The sequence below is a fragment of the Streptomyces sp. NPDC003036 genome, from assembly GCF_040611175.1.
Classification (GTDB): domain Bacteria; phylum Actinomycetota; class Actinomycetes; order Streptomycetales; family Streptomycetaceae; genus Streptomyces.
Genome location: NZ_JBEXNO010000041.1, coordinates 35626 through 51842 on the forward strand (window position 1 = coordinate 35626; position 16217 = coordinate 51842).

Annotated in this window: 11 protein-coding genes and 1 pseudogene; 7 read left to right on the forward strand and 5 right to left on the reverse strand. The window is 71.0% G+C overall.

Annotation, left to right across the window (positions count from 1 at the left end):
* The first annotated feature begins 98 nt into the window (after nucleotides 1-98).
* From ABZX67_RS26365 to ABZX67_RS26375, 3 genes are all read left to right on the forward strand, one after another.
* Nucleotides 99-3935, forward strand: coding sequence for a GH92 family glycosyl hydrolase (locus tag ABZX67_RS26365; RefSeq protein ID WP_355364672.1), 3837 nt, complete (start codon nucleotides 99-101; stop codon nucleotides 3933-3935).
* 152 nt (nucleotides 3936-4087) lie between these two features.
* On the forward strand, nucleotides 4088-5101 hold the full coding sequence (locus tag ABZX67_RS26370; protein WP_355364675.1) for a hypothetical protein: 1014 nt from the start codon (nucleotides 4088-4090) through the stop codon (nucleotides 5099-5101).
* 234 nt (nucleotides 5102-5335) lie between these two features.
* Complete coding sequence (locus tag ABZX67_RS26375) at nucleotides 5336-6262, forward strand: VCBS repeat-containing protein (protein ID WP_355364678.1); 927 nt, start codon at nucleotides 5336-5338, stop codon at nucleotides 6260-6262.
* Nucleotides 6263-6361: 99 nt separating this feature from the next.
* Here the strand turns inward: ABZX67_RS26375 and ABZX67_RS26380 are convergent, their stop codons facing one another.
* The 3 genes and pseudogenes from ABZX67_RS26380 to ABZX67_RS26390 all read right to left on the reverse strand — a co-directional run bounded on the left by ABZX67_RS26380 (nucleotide 6362) and on the right by ABZX67_RS26390 (nucleotide 10686).
* Complete coding sequence (locus tag ABZX67_RS26380; RefSeq protein ID WP_355364681.1) at nucleotides 6362-9154, reverse strand: aconitate hydratase; 2793 nt, start codon at nucleotides 9152-9154, stop codon at nucleotides 6362-6364.
* A gap of 210 nt (nucleotides 9155-9364) precedes the next feature.
* Nucleotides 9365-10047 (reverse strand): annotated as a pseudogene (locus ABZX67_RS26385) (class I SAM-dependent methyltransferase).
* Between the two features lie 54 nt (nucleotides 10048-10101).
* The gene (locus ABZX67_RS26390; protein WP_355364684.1) at nucleotides 10102-10686 is read right to left on the reverse strand and encodes a hypothetical protein; all 585 of its coding nucleotides are present in this window, start codon (nucleotides 10684-10686) and stop codon (nucleotides 10102-10104) included.
* 78 nt (nucleotides 10687-10764) lie between these two features.
* Between ABZX67_RS26390 and ABZX67_RS26395 the strand changes: the two genes are divergently transcribed.
* A complete protein-coding gene (locus ABZX67_RS26395; RefSeq protein WP_355364687.1) occupies nucleotides 10765-11466 on the forward strand; it encodes a 2-phosphosulfolactate phosphatase in 702 nt (233 codons plus the stop codon).
* A 73-nt stretch (nucleotides 11467-11539) separates the two neighbouring features.
* On the opposite strand, the gene ABZX67_RS26400 is transcribed toward ABZX67_RS26395, so the two are convergent.
* Nucleotides 11540-12415 (reverse strand): AraC family transcriptional regulator, encoded by an 876-nt coding sequence (locus tag ABZX67_RS26400; protein WP_355364690.1) that lies wholly within the window; start codon nucleotides 12413-12415, stop codon nucleotides 11540-11542.
* Nucleotides 12416-12533: 118 nt separating this feature from the next.
* The gene (locus ABZX67_RS26405; RefSeq protein WP_355364693.1) at nucleotides 12534-13634 is read right to left on the reverse strand and encodes an alkene reductase; all 1101 of its coding nucleotides are present in this window, start codon (nucleotides 13632-13634) and stop codon (nucleotides 12534-12536) included.
* 66 nt (nucleotides 13635-13700) lie between these two features.
* On the opposite strand from ABZX67_RS26405, the gene ABZX67_RS26410 reads away from it, so the two are divergent.
* The 3 genes from ABZX67_RS26410 (at nucleotide 13701) to ABZX67_RS26420 (ending at nucleotide 16209) form a co-directional block, all read left to right on the forward strand.
* The gene (locus tag ABZX67_RS26410) at nucleotides 13701-14099 is read left to right on the forward strand and encodes a MerR family transcriptional regulator (RefSeq protein WP_355364696.1); all 399 of its coding nucleotides are present in this window, start codon (nucleotides 13701-13703) and stop codon (nucleotides 14097-14099) included.
* Nucleotides 14100-14272: 173 nt separating this feature from the next.
* Entirely contained in the window at nucleotides 14273-14629 is a 357-nt protein-coding gene (locus tag ABZX67_RS26415; RefSeq protein WP_355364699.1) for a VOC family protein, read from the forward strand.
* 50 nt (nucleotides 14630-14679) lie between these two features.
* Nucleotides 14680-16209 carry a UDP-N-acetylglucosamine 1-carboxyvinyltransferase gene (locus tag ABZX67_RS26420; protein WP_355364702.1) on the forward strand — a complete coding sequence of 510 codons (1530 nt, stop codon included), beginning with the start codon at nucleotides 14680-14682 and terminating at the stop codon, nucleotides 16207-16209.
* Nucleotides 16210-16217: the final 8 nt, after the last annotated feature.

The window sequence follows — 16217 nt, forward strand, 5'->3', positions numbered from 1 at the left end:
TCCTACTGGTTGCTGCGCAGCTCATCTGACAACGTTGTCCGACGTTCTACTGTCCGACGTTCGACGCGCTTCGGCGGGAGCAGGAGGCACGACGCGGGATGCAGCCCAGACCAGGATCTCTCAAGCGACGTACGGCCGCCCTCGTGGCGGCCGCCACCGTGACCGCTTCCCTGGCCGTGACGGCCGGTCCGTCGGCCGCCTCGGCGCTTCCGCGCCAAGCACCGGCCGCCGCCACGGAGTTCGGCACGTCTTTCGAGGCTGATGAACCGCCGCCCACCTGGCGCGACACCGTCGACCTGGACGCCGAGGGCCGCAAGCGGTCGGCCGGCGTCGACGGGGGCTTCTCCGCCGGGATACCGGGCAATGTCACCGAGAAGGTGACGGAGCTGCGCGCCAGCGGCGAGAACACCGGAGCCGGGGAGACCAAGGAGAATTTGGTCGACCTCCAGCCCGGCACCAAGTGGCTCACCTTCGCCCCCACCGCCTGGGTCGAGTTCGACCTCGACGAACCGGTCAAGGTCGTGACGTACGCCCTGACGTCCGCCAACGACGCCGCACCGCGCGACCCCCGGGACTGGACGCTCAAGGGCTCGGCGGACGGCAGGGAGTGGACGGTCCTGGACACCCGCGAGGGCGAGACGTTCGCCCGGCGCTTCGAGACGCGGACGTACGACGTCGACGCGAGCCGCGCGGCGCCGTACGCGCACTACCGGCTGGAGATCGGCCGGAACAACGGCGCCACCGGCATCACCCAGCTCGCCGACGTCCAGTTCTCGAACGGCGACACCTCCGCGCCCGTCCCGCCCGACATGCGCAGCCATGTCGACCGGGGCCCGGGCGGCTCCCCCACGGCCAAGGCGAACGCCGGGTTCACCGGCAAGCGGGCGCTGCGCTACGCCGGTACGCACCATCCGGCCGGGCGCGCGTACGCGTACAACAAGGTCTTCGACGTCGACACGCGCGTGGTCCGCGACACCGAGCTGTCGTACCGGATCTTCCCCTCCATGCCGGAGACGGACCTGAGCTACCCGGCGACGAACGTCTCCGTCGACCTCGCCTTCACCGACGGCACCCACCTGAGCGAGCTCGGCGCGGTCGACGGCCACGGCGGGCGCCTCAGCCCGCAGGGCCAGGGCGCGGCCAAGCGGCTCTACGTCAACCAGTGGAACCAGGTGCGGGCGTCCGTCGGCACGGTGGCCGCGGGCAAGACGGTGGACCGGATCCTGGTGGCGTACGACGCGCCGAAGGGCCCGGCGAAGTTCCAGGGCTGGATCGACGACATCACCCTCGGGCGCGCGGCGCCCGTGAAGCCGCTCCCCCGCGTGTCCGACTACGCCTCGACCGTACGCGGCACCAACTCCAGCTCCTCCTTCTCGCGCGGCAACACCTTCCCGGCGACGGCCGTCCCGCACGGCTTCAACTTCTGGACGCCGGTGACCAACGCCGCCTCCAAGAGCTGGCTGTACGAGTACGCGCGCGGCAACAACGCCGACAACCTGCCCACCGTGCAGGCGTTCAGCGCCAGCCATGAGCCGAGCCCCTGGATGGGCGACCGGCAGACCTTCCAGCTGATGCCGTCGGCCGCGCCCGGCGCGCCGCCCACCGCCCGTACCGCACGGGCCCTCCCCTTCCGCCACGAGCGGGAGACGGCCAGGCCGCACCACTACGCCGTGACGTTCGAGAACGGCCTGAGGGCCGAGATCGCCCCGGCCGACCACGCCGCGATGATGCGGTTCACCTATCCGGGTGCGGACGCGTCCGTCGTCTTCGACAACGTGACGGACGAGGGCGGGCTGACACTGGACCCGGCGAGCGGCTCCTTCACCGGTTTCTCCGACGTCAAGAGCGGCCTGTCGACCGGTGCCACGCGCATGTTCGTGTACGGCGTCTTCGACGCGCCGGTCACGGACTCCGCGTCGGCGGGGGTCACGGGCCACCTGCGCTTCGACGCGGGCGCGGACCGCACGGTGACGCTGCGCATGGCGACCTCCCTCATCAGCGTGGAGCAGGCGAAGCGGAACCTCGCCGCCGAGATCCCGGCGGGCACGGGCTTCGAGCGGGTCCGGGAGCGGGCGCAGGCCGCCTGGGACCGGATCCTCGGGCGCGTCCGCGTGGAGGGCGCGACCCACGACCAGCTGGTCACGCTGTACTCCAATCTCTACCGGCTGTACCTCTACCCCAACTCGGGCTTCGAGCGGGTCGACGGCAAGGACCGCTACGCCAGCCCCTTCTCGCCGCAGACCGGCCCCGACACCCCGACCCACACCGGCGCCAAGATCGTCGACGGCAGGGTCTACGTCAACAACGGCTTCTGGGACACCTACCGCACCACCTGGCCCGCGTACTCCTTCCTCACCCCGCGCAAGGCGGGCGAGCTGGTGGACGGCTTCGTGCAGCAGTACAAGGACGGCGGCTGGATCTCCCGCTGGTCGTCCCCCGGCTACGCCGACCTGATGACCGGCACGTCGTCGGACGTCGCCTTCGCCGACGCCTATGTCAAGGGCGTGGACTTCGACGCGGAGGCGGCGTACGAGGCGGCGCTGAAGAACGCGACCGTCGTGCCGCCCGGCAAGGGCGTGGGCCGCAAGGGCATGGAGACGTCGCCCTTCCTCGGTTACGCCTCGACCGAGACCCACGAGGGCCTGTCCTGGTCCTTGGAGGGCTACCTCAACGACTACGGTCTGGCGAGGATGGCGGAGGCCCTCTTCGAGAAGACCGGCAAGGCGCGGTACAAGGACGAGGCTGCGTACTTCCTGGGCCGGGCCCGCAATTACGTCACGCTCTTCGACTCCCGGGCCGGTTTCTTCCAGGGCCGGAATCTCAAGGGCGAGTGGCGCGTGCCGTCGGAGGCGTACGACCCGAGGGTCTGGGGCTACGACTACACCGAGACGAACGGCTGGGGTTACGCCTTCACCGCGCCCCAGGACAGCCGGGGCCTGGCGAACCTGTACGGCGGGCGGGCGGGCCTGGCGAAGAAGCTCGACACCTACTTCTCGACGCCCGAGACGGCGTCGCCGGAGTTCACCGGCTCGTACGGCTCCGTCATCCACGAGATGACGGAGGCGCGCGATGTGCGGATGGGCATGTACGGGCACTCCAACCAGGTCGCGCACCACGTCACGTACATGTACAACGCGGCCGGGCAGCCCTGGAAGACGCAGGAGAAGGTGCGCGAGGTGCTGTCGCGGCTCTACACGGGCAGCGAGATCGGCCAGGGCTACCACGGCGACGAGGACAACGGCGAGCAGTCCGCCTGGTGGCTGTTCTCGGCGCTCGGCTTCTATCCGCTGGTGATGGGCAGCGGGGAGTACACGATCGGTTCGCCGCTGTTCGAGAAGGCGACGGTACGGATGGACAACGGCCGCACGCTGGTGGTCAAGGCCCCGGAGAACAGCGCCCGGAACGTCTACGTGCAGGGGGTGCGGGTCAACGGCCGGTCCTGGACGTCGACGGCGCTGCCGCACGAGCTCCTCGCGCGGGGCGGCACGCTGGAGTTCGCCATGGGGCCGAAGCCGTCGGCGTGGGGCACCGGGCCGGGCGCGGCGCCGGTCTCGATCACCCGGGACGACAAGGTGCCGTCGCCGCGCCGCGACCTGGCCAGCGGTGAGGGCGCGCTCCTCGACGACACGTCGGCCACGGCGGCGGGGCTCACGGCGCCGCTGGAGCTGCGCGTTCCGGGCCCGGCGCGGGCGGTGCAGTACACGCTGACGTCGTCGGACCGGGCCTCGGCCCCGGCGGACTGGGTGCTCCAGGGGTCGGCGGACGGGGCGACGTGGACGGAGCTGGACCGGCGTACGGGCGAGAGCTTCGCCTGGGACCGGCAGACGCGGGTGTTCACGGTGGCCCGGCCGGGCTCGTACCGGCACTACCGGCTGGTCCCGTCGGCCGGTTCCGGTTCCGGTGGCGTGTTGGCGGAGGTGGAACTGCTGGGCTGAGCAGGAGGAACGAGCGGCGCACGGAGGCCGGTCCGCGCTCCGGACCGGCCTTTCGCGTGCGGCTGCGCGCCCCTACGCGCCGGATATCCGGGGTGGAGCCGCGCGGGTACGTTGACGGACCGGCACGGGACGCCCTCACGAAAGGACGCCTCATGACGTACACCTCGAAGACCTCCACCTCCTCCACCTCCTCCACCTCCTCCACCGAGACGACCACGACCTCCACGCCGACGGCCTCCCTCTTCGTCAACGGCCACTTCCCGCGGCGCAGGGCCCTCGTCATCCTCGTCAGCGCCCTGTTCGGCTTCGCCCTGACCGTGGTGTGGTCGGCGGAGTTCGTCGACCGGACCATCGGCGGGAACGTCGCCGCCGCCCTCCTCGGCCACGAGGCGCACGACGCGCCGATCGGCGGCGCCCTGGCCGGTGTCGCCTTCGCGCTCGCGACCGGGGTGGCGGGCACCTTCACCGCGTGCAACGTCGCCGCGTTCAGCGCCATCGCGCCGCTGGCGGGCGCGGGGACCGTACCCACGAGGCGCGGCCGGATGGCTCGGGTGCTGCGGCCGCTGGGGCCGCTGGCCGCCGGTGCGGTCGTGGTGTCGGCGGCCTACGGCGTGGTGGTCGCGCTGGTCGGCACCGGGATGCCGCAGTTCCAGGAGAGCGCGCCGGGCGGGGTGTCGGCCGGCCTGTCGCCCCGGACGATCCAGGCCATGGTGGTGTTCGGCCTCATCGGGCTGGTCATGGTGGTGTTCGGGCTGGCCGCGCTGGGGCTGGTCCGCGACCCGCTGGCGCGGGTGTCGGCACGCTTTCCCGGAGCTCCGATGTTCGTGATGGGCGCGCTCATCGGCGCGTTCCTCATAGGGCGGCCCTTCCCGCTGTTCCGGCAGCTGTTCCGGGACGCGGCCGAGAGCCACAACGTCCTGTACGGGGCGGTGGCGTTCAGCCTCCAGGCCCTCGGGAACGTGCTGATCATGGCGGTGCTGTTCGTCGTGATGGCCCTGGTGGCCGGGGAGCGGCTGGGCACGTGGTTCGCCGCCGATCCCCGGCGGGCGTCCGCCGTGACGGCGGCGGCGTTCATCGCCGCGGGTGTGTTCATGATCCTGTACTGGGACGTACGGATCCTGGCCCGGCGGGACCTGATCTGGTATCCGATGGCCCCGTGGGCGTGAGTCGGGCCCTTGCTCCGGTGGCGGCCGCGGAATCGTCACCGGTTTGTCACAGATGACCGGCGCGCTGGCGCACACGGCCTGGCGCGCCGTTCGTTTCGCCCCGAAAGGAGCTGATTCGCGGGGCCGCACCTCAGGCTTAAACCAGTTGCCTCGTAAAGGTGTTGTGCAAGGATCTCCATGATCCCGCGACGACCGTCCGTGGCCGTCGCATTCCCTTCCTCATGGAGAACATACGTGGCCAAATCCTCCGGCCCCAAGCGCGGACGCGCGCTGTCGCGTCTCGCCGTAGCGGCCATAGCCGCCGCCCTGGTCGGCGCCACCGCCGGTTCCGCGGTGGCGGACACCCCGGCCCCCGCACCGCTCAAGAGCGTCGACCAGGACGGCTTCTCCCAGGCGGTTCCGCAGAACGGCACGCTCGCCGCCAGCGCGTCGGCCCCGGTCAACGCGCTGTTCGCGATGGACAAGTACGGCGACCTCTACGCGTACGGGCCCAACGGCCGGGGCGGGCTCACCGCCCGCGAGTACGTCACGAGCGGCTGGGACGTCTTCCGGGGCTCCGCCCAGGCCGACCACGACGGTGACGGCACCGCCGACGGCCTGTACACCTGGGACAAGCAGGGCTACCTGTACTACACCGGCGAAGGGGAGACCCTCACTCTGGGCCGCGGCTGGGACGCCTACGACAAGATCGTCGTCGCGGGCAACCTGGGCGGGACCACTCCGGCCGACGTGCTGGCCCGCGACAAGGCCGGCGTGCTCTGGTTCTACAAGGGCAAGGCCGACGGCACCCTGTCCGCGCGGACGAAGGTCGGCTCGGGCTGGCAGGCCTTCAACCAGATCCTGGGCCAGGGCGACCTGTCCGGCGACGGCCGGGCCGACGTCGTGACCCGCGACAAGTCCGGTGTCCTGTGGCTCTACAAGGGCACCGGCAACGCCGCCGCCCCGTTCGCGAAGGGCACCAAGGTCGGCGGAGGCTGGGGCGCCTTCAACTACCTGGTGTCGACGGGCGACCTCACCATGGACGGCCGTACCGACCTGATCGCACGCGACTCCGCGGGCGCGCTGTGGCGCTACAACGGGACGGGCAACGCCGCCGCCCCGTTCGCGAAGCCGACCAAGATCGGGACCTCCGGCTGGAACGGCTACACGCTGATGTTCTGACCGGTGCTTGTTCTGACCGGTGCACGAAGAGGGCCGCACCCCGAGGGGTGCGGCCCTTTCGCGTACGTCCGCGTACCGGCCGCGCGGGCCGGGATCCGCTTACTTGCGGATCAGCGAGCGCAGCACGTACTGCATGATGCCGCCGTTGCGGTAGTAGTCGGCCTCACCGGGGGTGTCGATGCGGACGACCGCGTCGAACTCGACGCCCGTGTCGGTGGTGACCTTGACCGTGCGCGGCGTACGGCCCTCGTTGAGCTCGGTCACGCCGGCGATGGAGAAGGTCTCCTCACCGGTCAGGCCGAGGGACTCGGCCGACTGGCCCTCCGGGAACTGCAGCGGCAGGACGCCCATGCCGATGAGGTTCGAGCGGTGGATGCGCTCGTACGACTCGGCGATGACGGCCTTGACGCCGAGCAGCGCGGTGCCCTTGGCGGCCCAGTCGCGGGACGAGCCGGAGCCGTACTCCTTGCCCGCGAGGACGACCAGCGGGATGCCCTGCTCGATGTAGTTGCGGGAGGCGTCGTAGATGAACGACACCGGCGCGTCGGGCTGGGTGAAGTCGCGGGTGTAGCCGCCCTCGGTGCCCGGCGCGATCTGGTTGCGCAGGCGGATGTTGGCGAACGTACCGCGGATCATGACCTCGTGGTTGCCGCGGCGCGAGCCGTAGCTGTTGAAGTCGCGGCGGTCGACGCCGTGCTCCGTGAGGTACTTGCCGGCCGGGGTGTCGGCCTTGATGGCGCCGGCCGGGGAGATGTGGTCGGTGGTGACCGAGTCGCCCAGCTTGGCGAGGACGCGGGCACCGGTGATGTCGGTGACCGGCGTCGTCTCCATCGTCATGCCCTCGAAGTACGGGGGCTTGCGGACGTAGGTGGACTGCGGGTCCCACTCGAAGGTGTTGCCGGTCGGGATCGGCAGCGCCTGCCACTGGGCGTCGCCCGCGAAGACGTCGCTGTAGGACTTGGAGAACATGTCCTCGCCGATGGCGTTGGCGACGACGTCGTTGACCTCGGCCTCCGACGGCCAGATGTCCTTCAGGAAGACCGGGTTGCCGTCCTGGTCGGTGCCCAGGGCGTCCTTGGTGATGTCCACCTTCATGGAGCCGGCGAGGGCGTACGCGACGACCAGCGGCGGGGACGCCAGGTAGTTCATCTTGACGTCGGGGTTGATCCGGCCCTCGAAGTTGCGGTTGCCGGAGAGCACCGAGACGACGGCGAGGTCGTTGTCGTTGACGGCCTTGGAGACCTCCTCCGGCAGCGGGCCGGAGTTGCCGATGCAGGTGGTGCAGCCGTAGCCGACGAGGTTGAAGCCGACCTTGTCGAGGTACGGGGTCAGGCCCGCCTTGTCGAAGTAGTCGGTGACGACCTTGGAGCCCGGGGCGAGGGTGGTCTTCACCCACGGCTTGCGGGTGAGGCCCTTCTCGACCGCCTTCTTGGCCACCAGCGCGGCGGCGACCATGACGTACGGGTTCGAGGTGTTGGTGCAGGAGGTGATGGCGGCGACGGTGACGGCGCCGTGGTCCAGCTCGTACGAGACGCCGTCGGCGCCGGTGACGGTGACCGGGTTGGACGGGCCGGGGCCGGGCACGACGGCGGAGTGCTGCGGGGCGCCGGCGCCGTTGTCCTCGTGGCCGTAGGCCGGGGCGTCGGAGGCCGGGAAGGACTCGTCGCTCGCCTCGTCGACCGGGGAGGTCAGGTCCTGCCCGCCCTGGCCGGCCGGGACGTAGGTGAGGACGTCGCTGTTGAACTGCTGGGCGGCCTGGGCGAGGACGATGCGGTCCTGCGGGCGCTTCGGGCCGGCGATGGAGGGGACGACCGTGGAGAGGTCGAGCTCCAGCTTCTCGGAGAAGTCCGGCTCGGCGGCCGGGTCCAGCCAGAGGCCCTGCTCCTTGGCGTACGCCTCGACGAGCGCGAGCTGCTGCTCGGAGCGGCCGGTGAGCTTCAGGTACTTGATGGTCTCGTCGTCGATCGGGAAGATCGCGGCGGTGGAGCCGAACTCCGGCGACATGTTGCCGATGGTGGCGCGGTTCGCGAGGCTCGTCGCCGCGACGCCCTCGCCGTAGAACTCGACGAACTTGCCGACGACGCCGTGCTTGCGCAGCATCTCGGTGATGGTGAGGACCAGGTCGGTGGCGGTGGTGCCGGTGGGCAGCTCGCCGGTGAGCTTGAAGCCGACGACGCGCGGGATCAGCATGGAGACCGGCTGGCCGAGCATGGCGGCCTCGGCCTCGATGCCGCCGACGCCCCAGCCGAGCACGCCGAGGCCGTTGACCATGGTGGTGTGCGAGTCGGTGCCGACGAGGGTGTCGGGGTACGCCTGGCCGTCGCGGACCATGACGGTGCGGGCCAGGTGCTCGATGTTGACCTGGTGGACGATGCCGGTGCCGGGCGGGACGACCTTGAACTCGTCGAAGGCGGTCTGGCCCCAGCGCAGGAACTGGTAGCGCTCCTTGTTGCGGCCGTACTCCAGCTCGACGTTCTGCTTGAAGGCGTCTTTGGTGCCGAACTTGTCGGCGATGACGGAGTGGTCGATGACCAGCTCGGCCGGCGCGAGCGGGTTGATCTTCGCCGGGTCGCCGCCGAGCTCCTTGACGGCCTCGCGCATGGTGGCGAGGTCGACGACGCACGGCACACCGGTGAAGTCCTGCATGATCACGCGGGCCGGCGTGAACTGGATCTCCTGGCTGGGCTGCGCCTGGGAGTCCCAGCCGCCGAGGGCTCGGATGTGGTCGGCGGTGATGTTCGCGCCGTCCTCGGTGCGGAGGAGGTTCTCCAGGAGCACCTTGAGGCTGTAGGGGAGGCGCGCGGAGCCCTCGACCTTGTCCAGCCTGAAGATCTCGTACGACTCGTCGCCCACGCGCAGCGTGCTGCGGGCGTCGAAGCTGTTCGCCGACACGACAGTCTCCTTCATCAATGTGCGCGTTCTAACCGCATCCTGCCGTGATGGCTCCTCGCCGATCCGTTAAGGTAAGACTTAGTTAGGTAACCCTTACCGGCTGGCGCGGCTGCGGTGCGTCTTTTCGGCAGATATCTCGATGTCGAGATAACTCTAGTACATGAGGGCTGCCGGGTCATGCGCGCACCGCGGTGACCTGTCGCGCAGTGCTCAGACTCCGCCGACCGGCACGAGCGTCGGATACGCGATGCCGAGGATGTCGCGGTAGCCGTCGACCCAGGACGACCGCTGGCGGTCGACCCGTTCGTGGGTCTCGGCGGCGAGGGGGTGGTCCGGGTGGCTCGCGAGCCAGAGCTCCGTGTCATGGCGGTAGCCCGACGCGAACTCCTCCCACTCCTCTCGGCTCGCCGATTCGATCCAGGCCGGTCGGAAGCCCGCCTCGACGGCGAGGTCGGCCAGCGGTCCGAGCCGCAGGTGCCACCCGGGCGCACCAAGCGGCGCAGCTCGCGCAAAACGACACCGGCATCGTACGGCTGCCCGGGGTCGCACAGCGCCTGGCCGGACCCCAGGCAGAGCACCGCGTCCACGGGTCCGCGCGACGTGCCGAGGGCCGACTCCTCCGCGAACTCGACCCGCTCGGAGAGGCCGCGCTCCTTCGCGAGGTGCCTGCCCCTGGCGAGGTCCTCGGCGTTGATGTCGAGGCCCACGCCCGTCGCCCCGGGGACGGACTCCACCACCCGCAGCAGCAGTTCGCCCCAGCCGCACCCGATGTCGAGGACGGTGGCGGGCGAGACGGCGGCGAGCCGCGCGACGATGCGCCTGGCGCGGTCTTCGGACAGCGGGCCGTGGAAGGTCAGGCTACCGAGGCGCGGGGGAAGCTCGGAAGATGTCATGGGGGCAGACGCTAGATCCTCCCGAGGGGTATGCCGAGCGATTCAGTCCGGCTCTCAGCCGAAGATGTCCAGGAAGTCCGCCCCGGAGGTGCCGCGGGCGGGGCGGGCCACCATCGGGCGCGGCTCCGGGTAGGTCGCCGTTGCGGCCCTCGCGCGGACGACGTCCGGCCCGCCGCACGCCGCGACGGCGAAGGCGCCGAACACCTTGGCGAACGCGGCCGGGTCGCGGAACTCCACGCCGTACGCCCGGCCGTCCAGCAGCGGCACCCACACCGTCCGGTTCCGCCGTGGCCACTCCAGCACGGGCTGGTCGTCCGCGGTCGACCGCCCCTCCAGCCACAGCCGCGCCACGTGCAGCAGATTCACCTGTTCCATCGGCAGCCGCCTGCGCCGTATCCGCAGTTCATGTGTCGTCAGCGTGACCTTGTGGTCCTTCTTCTCGTACCAGACGATGCCGATCCCGAACGGCACGTACAGCACGAGCCCGATGAACGGCCAGGACACGGCGTCGCCCCACGATCGGATCAGCCCGCCGTCCACCAGGTACACGGCTCCGAAGAAAAGAACCCACTTCGCCGTCATCCGCCAGAACCCGGTGCCCTGCCGGTAAAGGACCCGCCGCTTGCTCGTCATCGTCATGGCCGCACGCTATCCGCCGCCGCGCAGGTCTCGGAAAAGCCCGGGACTTCGGGGGCGGCCCTGCGCGATCATGACCGGATGGACGCTCGTTTCCTCGGCATCGCCGAGCTGGCCGAAACCCCGCCCGTGGCGGTCGTCGTCGACGTCATGCGTGCTTTCACGGTGGCCGCCTGGGCCTTCGCCCGGGGAGCGGAGAGGATCGTCCTCGCCGGTTCGCTGGACGAGGCCCTGGCGCTCAAGGCGCGCCACCCGGAGTGGGTGGCGCTCAAGGACGGCCCGGCCGCGCCGGGCTTCGACACCGTCAACTCGCCGGGCCTGCTGCGCTCCCTCGACCTCGGCGGACGGACCGTGGTGCAGAAGACCACGGCGGGGACGGTCGGCGCCCTCGCGGTCAAGGAGGCGTCGCTCGTGCTGTGCGCGAGCTTCGTGGTGGCGGAGGCGACGGCTCGGCTCCTGCGGACCCGCGGGTGCGACGAGGTCACGTTCGTGGTCACGGGCGAGGACGGGCAGGCCGACGAAGACCTGGCGTGCGCGCAGTACATCGCCCGGAGGGCCACCGGGGCCGGGACGGACGCGGCCGAGTTCCTCCGCCGCGCCGCCGCGTCGCGTGCCGCCGCCGAGCTGGCGCAGGGTGTGCGCCAAGGAGTCCACCCCGATGACGTCGCGCTCTGTCTGGAGCTCGACCGGTTCCCCTTCGCCATGGTGGCGACCGCGGAGGACTCGCTCATGGTCCTCCGTCCGCACGCCGTGCCGTCACCGCCCGGCGCGGCTTCGGTCTGACACGCCGCCGGATGCCGGCCCTCGCCCTCCGGGAGCCGGCATCCGGGCGGGAACGCGGTGGCTCGCCGCCCTGTCAGCCGCGCCGGTCGCGCTCGGGTTCCACGGGGAGCCACAGCTCCGCGTCGGCCTCCGTCGTGCCCGGTGACAGCCGGGTGCGCAGGATCTCGGGGCCGGTGCGGCTGCGGTACGGGTTCGACGGGAACCACTCGGTGAAGACGTCCCGCCACAGCTCCTGGATGGCTTGCGGCGCCGGCCCGGAGGTGGTGAAGACCGCCCAGGTTCCGGCCGGGACGGCCAACGTGGCCGTGCCCTCGGGTGCGGCCGCGGAGGTGATCACGCCGTGGTAGTAGTCCAGTTCGGTGCCCTCGGCGCGGCTGGGGTCCAGGTCGTCGCAGACCGAGACGATGCCGTGCGGCTCCTGGTCCGACAGCTTCTCCAGGCGCTCCGTCATCCGCGGGTCGATCCCGCGGACGAAGTCCACGATCGCTTGGTTCGGCCCCGCGTGCACCAGCGGTACCCGGGCCTTGAGCCCGACGACGGTGAAGTCCGCCTTGTCCACAACGCGGTATCGCATGCTGCTTCTCCCCTCGATGGTGAGGCGGAAGGCCATCCGGGGCTGGGAGCTGAGCGCGGCGCCGGTGCGCCGGGCCTCGCGCGGTCCGACGCCGTGCATGGCACGGAACGCCCGCGCGAACGCCTCGCCGGAGCCGTAGCCGTAGCGCACCGCGATCTCCAGCAGCGTCTCCCGCCCCGCGAGCACCTCGGCGCCCGCGAGCGTGAGCCGCCTGCGCCGGATGTACTCCGACAGCGGTATGCCGGCGAGCGCGGAGAACATCCGGCGCAGGTGGTACTCCGAGGTGGCCGCGACGCGTGCCAGCTCCTCCACCTCGATGTCCTGGTCGAGACGGCGCTCGATGTGCTCCATGGCCTGGTTCAGCCGCTCCAGCATGCCCGGTTCCTTCCTCTTGACGATCACCACGCTAGGCAGCGCCGCCCCTGCCGGACCCGACATCCTGTGCCCGATCGAGTCGGGTCCTGCGTCGCGAAACGCGGCGTGACGCCGGTCCTCACGCGGCGAGCACCGGGTAGTCGGTGTAGCCCTCCTCCCCACCCACGTACATCAGGCCGTCGTCGCGGACCGGGTTGAGCGGGGCGCCGAGGCGCAGGCGTGCCACGAGGTCGGGGTTGGCCAGGAAGGCCCGGCCGAGGGAGATCAGGTCCGCTCCGGCGGCGAGCAGGCGCTCGCCCTCGTGGCGGCCGCCGTCGGCGGGGAGGGGGCCCGGGTACGGCAGGGCGGGGTTGGCGATCAGCGTGCCCGGCCAGGCGCCGCGGAGGGTGCGGAAGAGGGGCTGGTCGGGGTCGGCGAAGACCACGTGCAGATAGGCCAGGTCCATGGGGGCCAGGGCTTCGATGAGTGCGGGGTAGAGGGCCTCGGTGTCGCCCTCGTCGATGCCGTTGACCGTGACACCCGGGGAGATGCGGACGCCCACGCGCTCCGGGCCGACGGCGGCGGCGACGGCCCGGACCACCTCGGCGGCGAACCGGACCCGGGCGGTGGCCGGGCCTCCGTAGGCGTCGGTGCGGTGGTTGGTGTTCCGCGCCATGAACTGGTGCAGGAGGTGGCCGTTGGCGGCGTGCACCTCGACTCCGGCGAAGCCGGCGTCGACGGCGTTGCGGGCGGCGGTGGCGAAGTCGGCCACCGTGGAGCGGATGTCGTCGTGGGTCATCTCGCGCGGCACGACGGCGTCCTTCCGTCCGCCGGGGGTGTGGATGGTCTCCGGGAGCGGGATCGGCGAGGGGGCGACCGGCACCAGTCCGCTGGTGTCGGGGTGGCCGACCCGGCCGCCGTGCTGGAGCTGGAGGAACATCCGGCCGCCCCGGGCCCCGACCGCGTCGGTGACGCGTCGCCATCCGGCGACTTGGGCCTCGTTGTGGATCGCGGGGATGTGGGGGTAGGTCTGCCCGACGGGGTTGGGTGTGGTCGCCTCGGCGATGATCAGCCCGGCGGAGGCGCGCTGCGCGTAGTACGTGGCCATCATCGGCCCGGGGACGCCGTCGGCGCCCGCGCGGTTGCGCGTCAGCGGGGCCATGACCAGCCGGTTCGGCAGGTGGAGGGGGCCGAGGCGGGCGGGTTCGAGGAGCGGCGAGGCCGCGGGTGTCTGCGTCATGCCGGTACGGTAGAAGTTGACACCGGTGTCAGATTCAAGTCGCTTGGTACGCGGACGGGGTGAGGCATGCGGATCGGTGAACTGGCCCGGCGCACGGGAGTGAGCGAGCGGTCGCTGCGCTACTACGAGAAGCAGGGCCTCCTGACGTCCGCGCGCACGCCCGGCGGCCACCGCGAGTACGGCGACTGGGCGGTCGACCGGGTCATCCGCATCCAGGCGCTCTACGCCGCTGGCCTGCACAGCACGAAGATCGCACGCCTGCTGCCGTGCATGCGGGACGCGGACGGCGGCCCGTCCGAGGTCGCCACCGCGCGGCTGGTCGCCGAGCTCACGGAGGAGCGGGAGCGCATCGACCGGATGATCGGCGATCTGCTGCGCTCGCGGGAGGTGCTGGACGAGGTGATCGACGCGGCGTCGGCGGCCGCCGTCTGCAGCGGAAGCCGGCCGGCCGGCGGAGAGCGGTAGGCGACGCGCGGAGGGCGGTACACACGCGGGGGGCGGTAGGCGCGCGGAGGCGGCCCGGTCGGCGTAACGGCGCTCCACCACCGGCCTATCCGACATGCCCGGCTTTTCCGGCCATTCACCCGCATAGCCGCGCCCCGCTTGCGGCGGTTTCGTACCGTATCGAGCATCGAAGTATGTTCAGCGGCGCGCACGTCATCATGTACACCCACGACGCCGACGCGGACCGGGCCTTCGTCCGCGACGTGCTGGGGTTTCCGCATGTCGACGCGGGGCGCGGGTGGCTCATCTTCAAGCTGCCGCCCGCCGAGGTCGCCGTACACCCGTCGTCGGGCGAGCCCCGGCAGGAGTTCTACTTGATGTGCGACGACATCGAGAGCCTGCTGCGCAAGCTGACGGAACGTGGGGCGGAGCTCGCACGGCCGGTCAGCGACCAGGGATGGGGGCTGCTCTCGGCGGTGCGGCTGCCGAGCGGGGCCGAACTGCCGCTGTACGAGCCGCGCCACCCGACAGCTCACAGCGTGTCACCCTAATGGCGTACCCCACCGCGAGCACCATCTCATATCTGAGATAGCCTGCGGTCATGGCAGACGACTACCTCGTACGCATCGGCAAGCTCATCCGTGACGCCCGTCAGCACCGTGGCTGGACGCAGACACAGCTCGCCGAGGCCCTGGCCACCAGCCAGAGCGCGGTCAATCGGATCGAGCGCGGCAACCAGAACATCAGCCTTGAGATGATTGCCCGCATCGGCGAGGCACTCGACAGCGAGATCGTGTCGCTCGGTTACTCCGGGCCCATGCACCTGAGGGTGGTCGGCGGGCGCCGGCTGTCCGGTTCCATCGACGTCAAGACCTCCAAAAACGCCTGCGTGGCGCTGCTGTGCGCCTCCCTCCTCAACAAGGGCCGCACGGTGCTGCGGCGCGTCGCCCGCATCGAGGAGGTGTACCGCCTCCTGGAGGTGCTGAACTCCATCGGCGTACGCACCCGGTGGATCAATGACGGGATGGACCTGGAGATCGCCCCGCCCGCGCACCTCGACATGGAGGCCATCGACGCGGACGCCGCGCGCCGCACCCGCTCCATCATCATGTTCCTGGGCCCGCTGCTGCACCGGCTGCGGCAGTTCAAGCTCCCGTACGCCGGCGGCTGCGACCTCGGTACGCGCACCATCGAGCCGCACATGATCGCGCTGCGCCGCTTCGGCCTGGACATCACCGCCACCGAGGGCCTCTACCACGCGCAGGTGGACCGCTCCATCGCGCCGGACCGTCCGATCGTGCTGACCGAGCGCGGCGACACGGTGACCGAGAACGCGCTGCTGGCCGCCGCCCGCCACGACGGCGTGACCGTCATCCGCAACGCCTCCTCCAACTACATGGTCCAGGACCTGTGCTTCTTCCTGGAGGCACTGGGCGTACGGGTCGACGGCATCGGCACGACCACCCTGACCGTGCACGGCGTGCCGGCCATCGACGTGGACGTCGACTACTCCCCCTCCGAGGACCCGGTCGAGGCGATGAGCCTGCTGGCCGCCGCGGTCGTCACCGAGTCGGAGCTGACGATCCGTCGCGTACCGATCGAGTTCCTGGAGATCGAGCTCGCGGTGCTGGAGGAGATGGGCCTCGACCACGACCGCTCGGCGGAGTACACCGCGGACAACGGCCGCACGCGGCTGGTGGACCTGACCGTACGGCCCTCCAAGCTGGAGGCGCCGATCGACAAGATCCACCCGATGCCGTTCCCGGGCCTGAACATCGACAACGTGCCGTTCTTCGCGGCCATCGCGGCGACGGCCCAGGGCCAGACCCTCATCCACGACTGGGTCTACGACAACCGCGCCATCTACCTCACGGACCTGAACCGCCTCGGCGGCCGCCTCCAGCTCCTCGACCCGCACCGCGTCCTCGTCGAGGGCCCCACCCGCTGGCGCGCGGCCGAGATGATGTGCCCGCCCGCCCTGCGCCCCGCGGTGGTGGTGCTGCTGGCGATGATGGCGGCGGAGGGCACGTCGGTCCTGCGCAACGTCTACGTCATCAACCGCGGTTACGAGGACCTGGCGGAGCGGCTCAACTCGGTGGGCGCGCAGATCGAGATCTTCCGCGACATCTGATGTGCGCA

Bases quoted from the DNA above. Each gene is read 5' to 3' on its own strand.
- ABZX67_RS26415 (WP_355364699.1), top strand. From the start codon at position 14,273: ATGTTCAGCGGCGCGCACGTCATCATGTACACCCACGACGCCGACGCG.
- ABZX67_RS26395 (WP_355364687.1), top strand. From the start codon at position 10,765: ATGGACGCTCGTTTCCTCGGCATCGCCGAGCTGGCCGAAACCCCGCCC.
- ABZX67_RS26420 (WP_355364702.1), top strand. From the start codon at position 14,680: ATGGCAGACGACTACCTCGTACGCATCGGCAAGCTCATCCGTGACGCC.
- ABZX67_RS26390 (WP_355364684.1), bottom strand. From the start codon at position 10,686: ATGACGATGACGAGCAAGCGGCGGGTCCTTTACCGGCAGGGCACCGGG.
- ABZX67_RS26405 (WP_355364693.1), bottom strand. From the start codon at position 13,634: ATGACGCAGACACCCGCGGCCTCGCCGCTCCTCGAACCCGCCCGCCTC.
- ABZX67_RS26400 (WP_355364690.1), bottom strand. From the start codon at position 12,415: ATGCTGGAGCGGCTGAACCAGGCCATGGAGCACATCGAGCGCCGTCTC.
- ABZX67_RS26410 (WP_355364696.1), top strand. From the start codon at position 13,701: ATGCGGATCGGTGAACTGGCCCGGCGCACGGGAGTGAGCGAGCGGTCG.
- ABZX67_RS26370 (WP_355364675.1), top strand. From the start codon at position 4,088: ATGACGTACACCTCGAAGACCTCCACCTCCTCCACCTCCTCCACCTCC.
- ABZX67_RS26365 (WP_355364672.1), top strand. From the start codon at position 99: ATGCAGCCCAGACCAGGATCTCTCAAGCGACGTACGGCCGCCCTCGTG.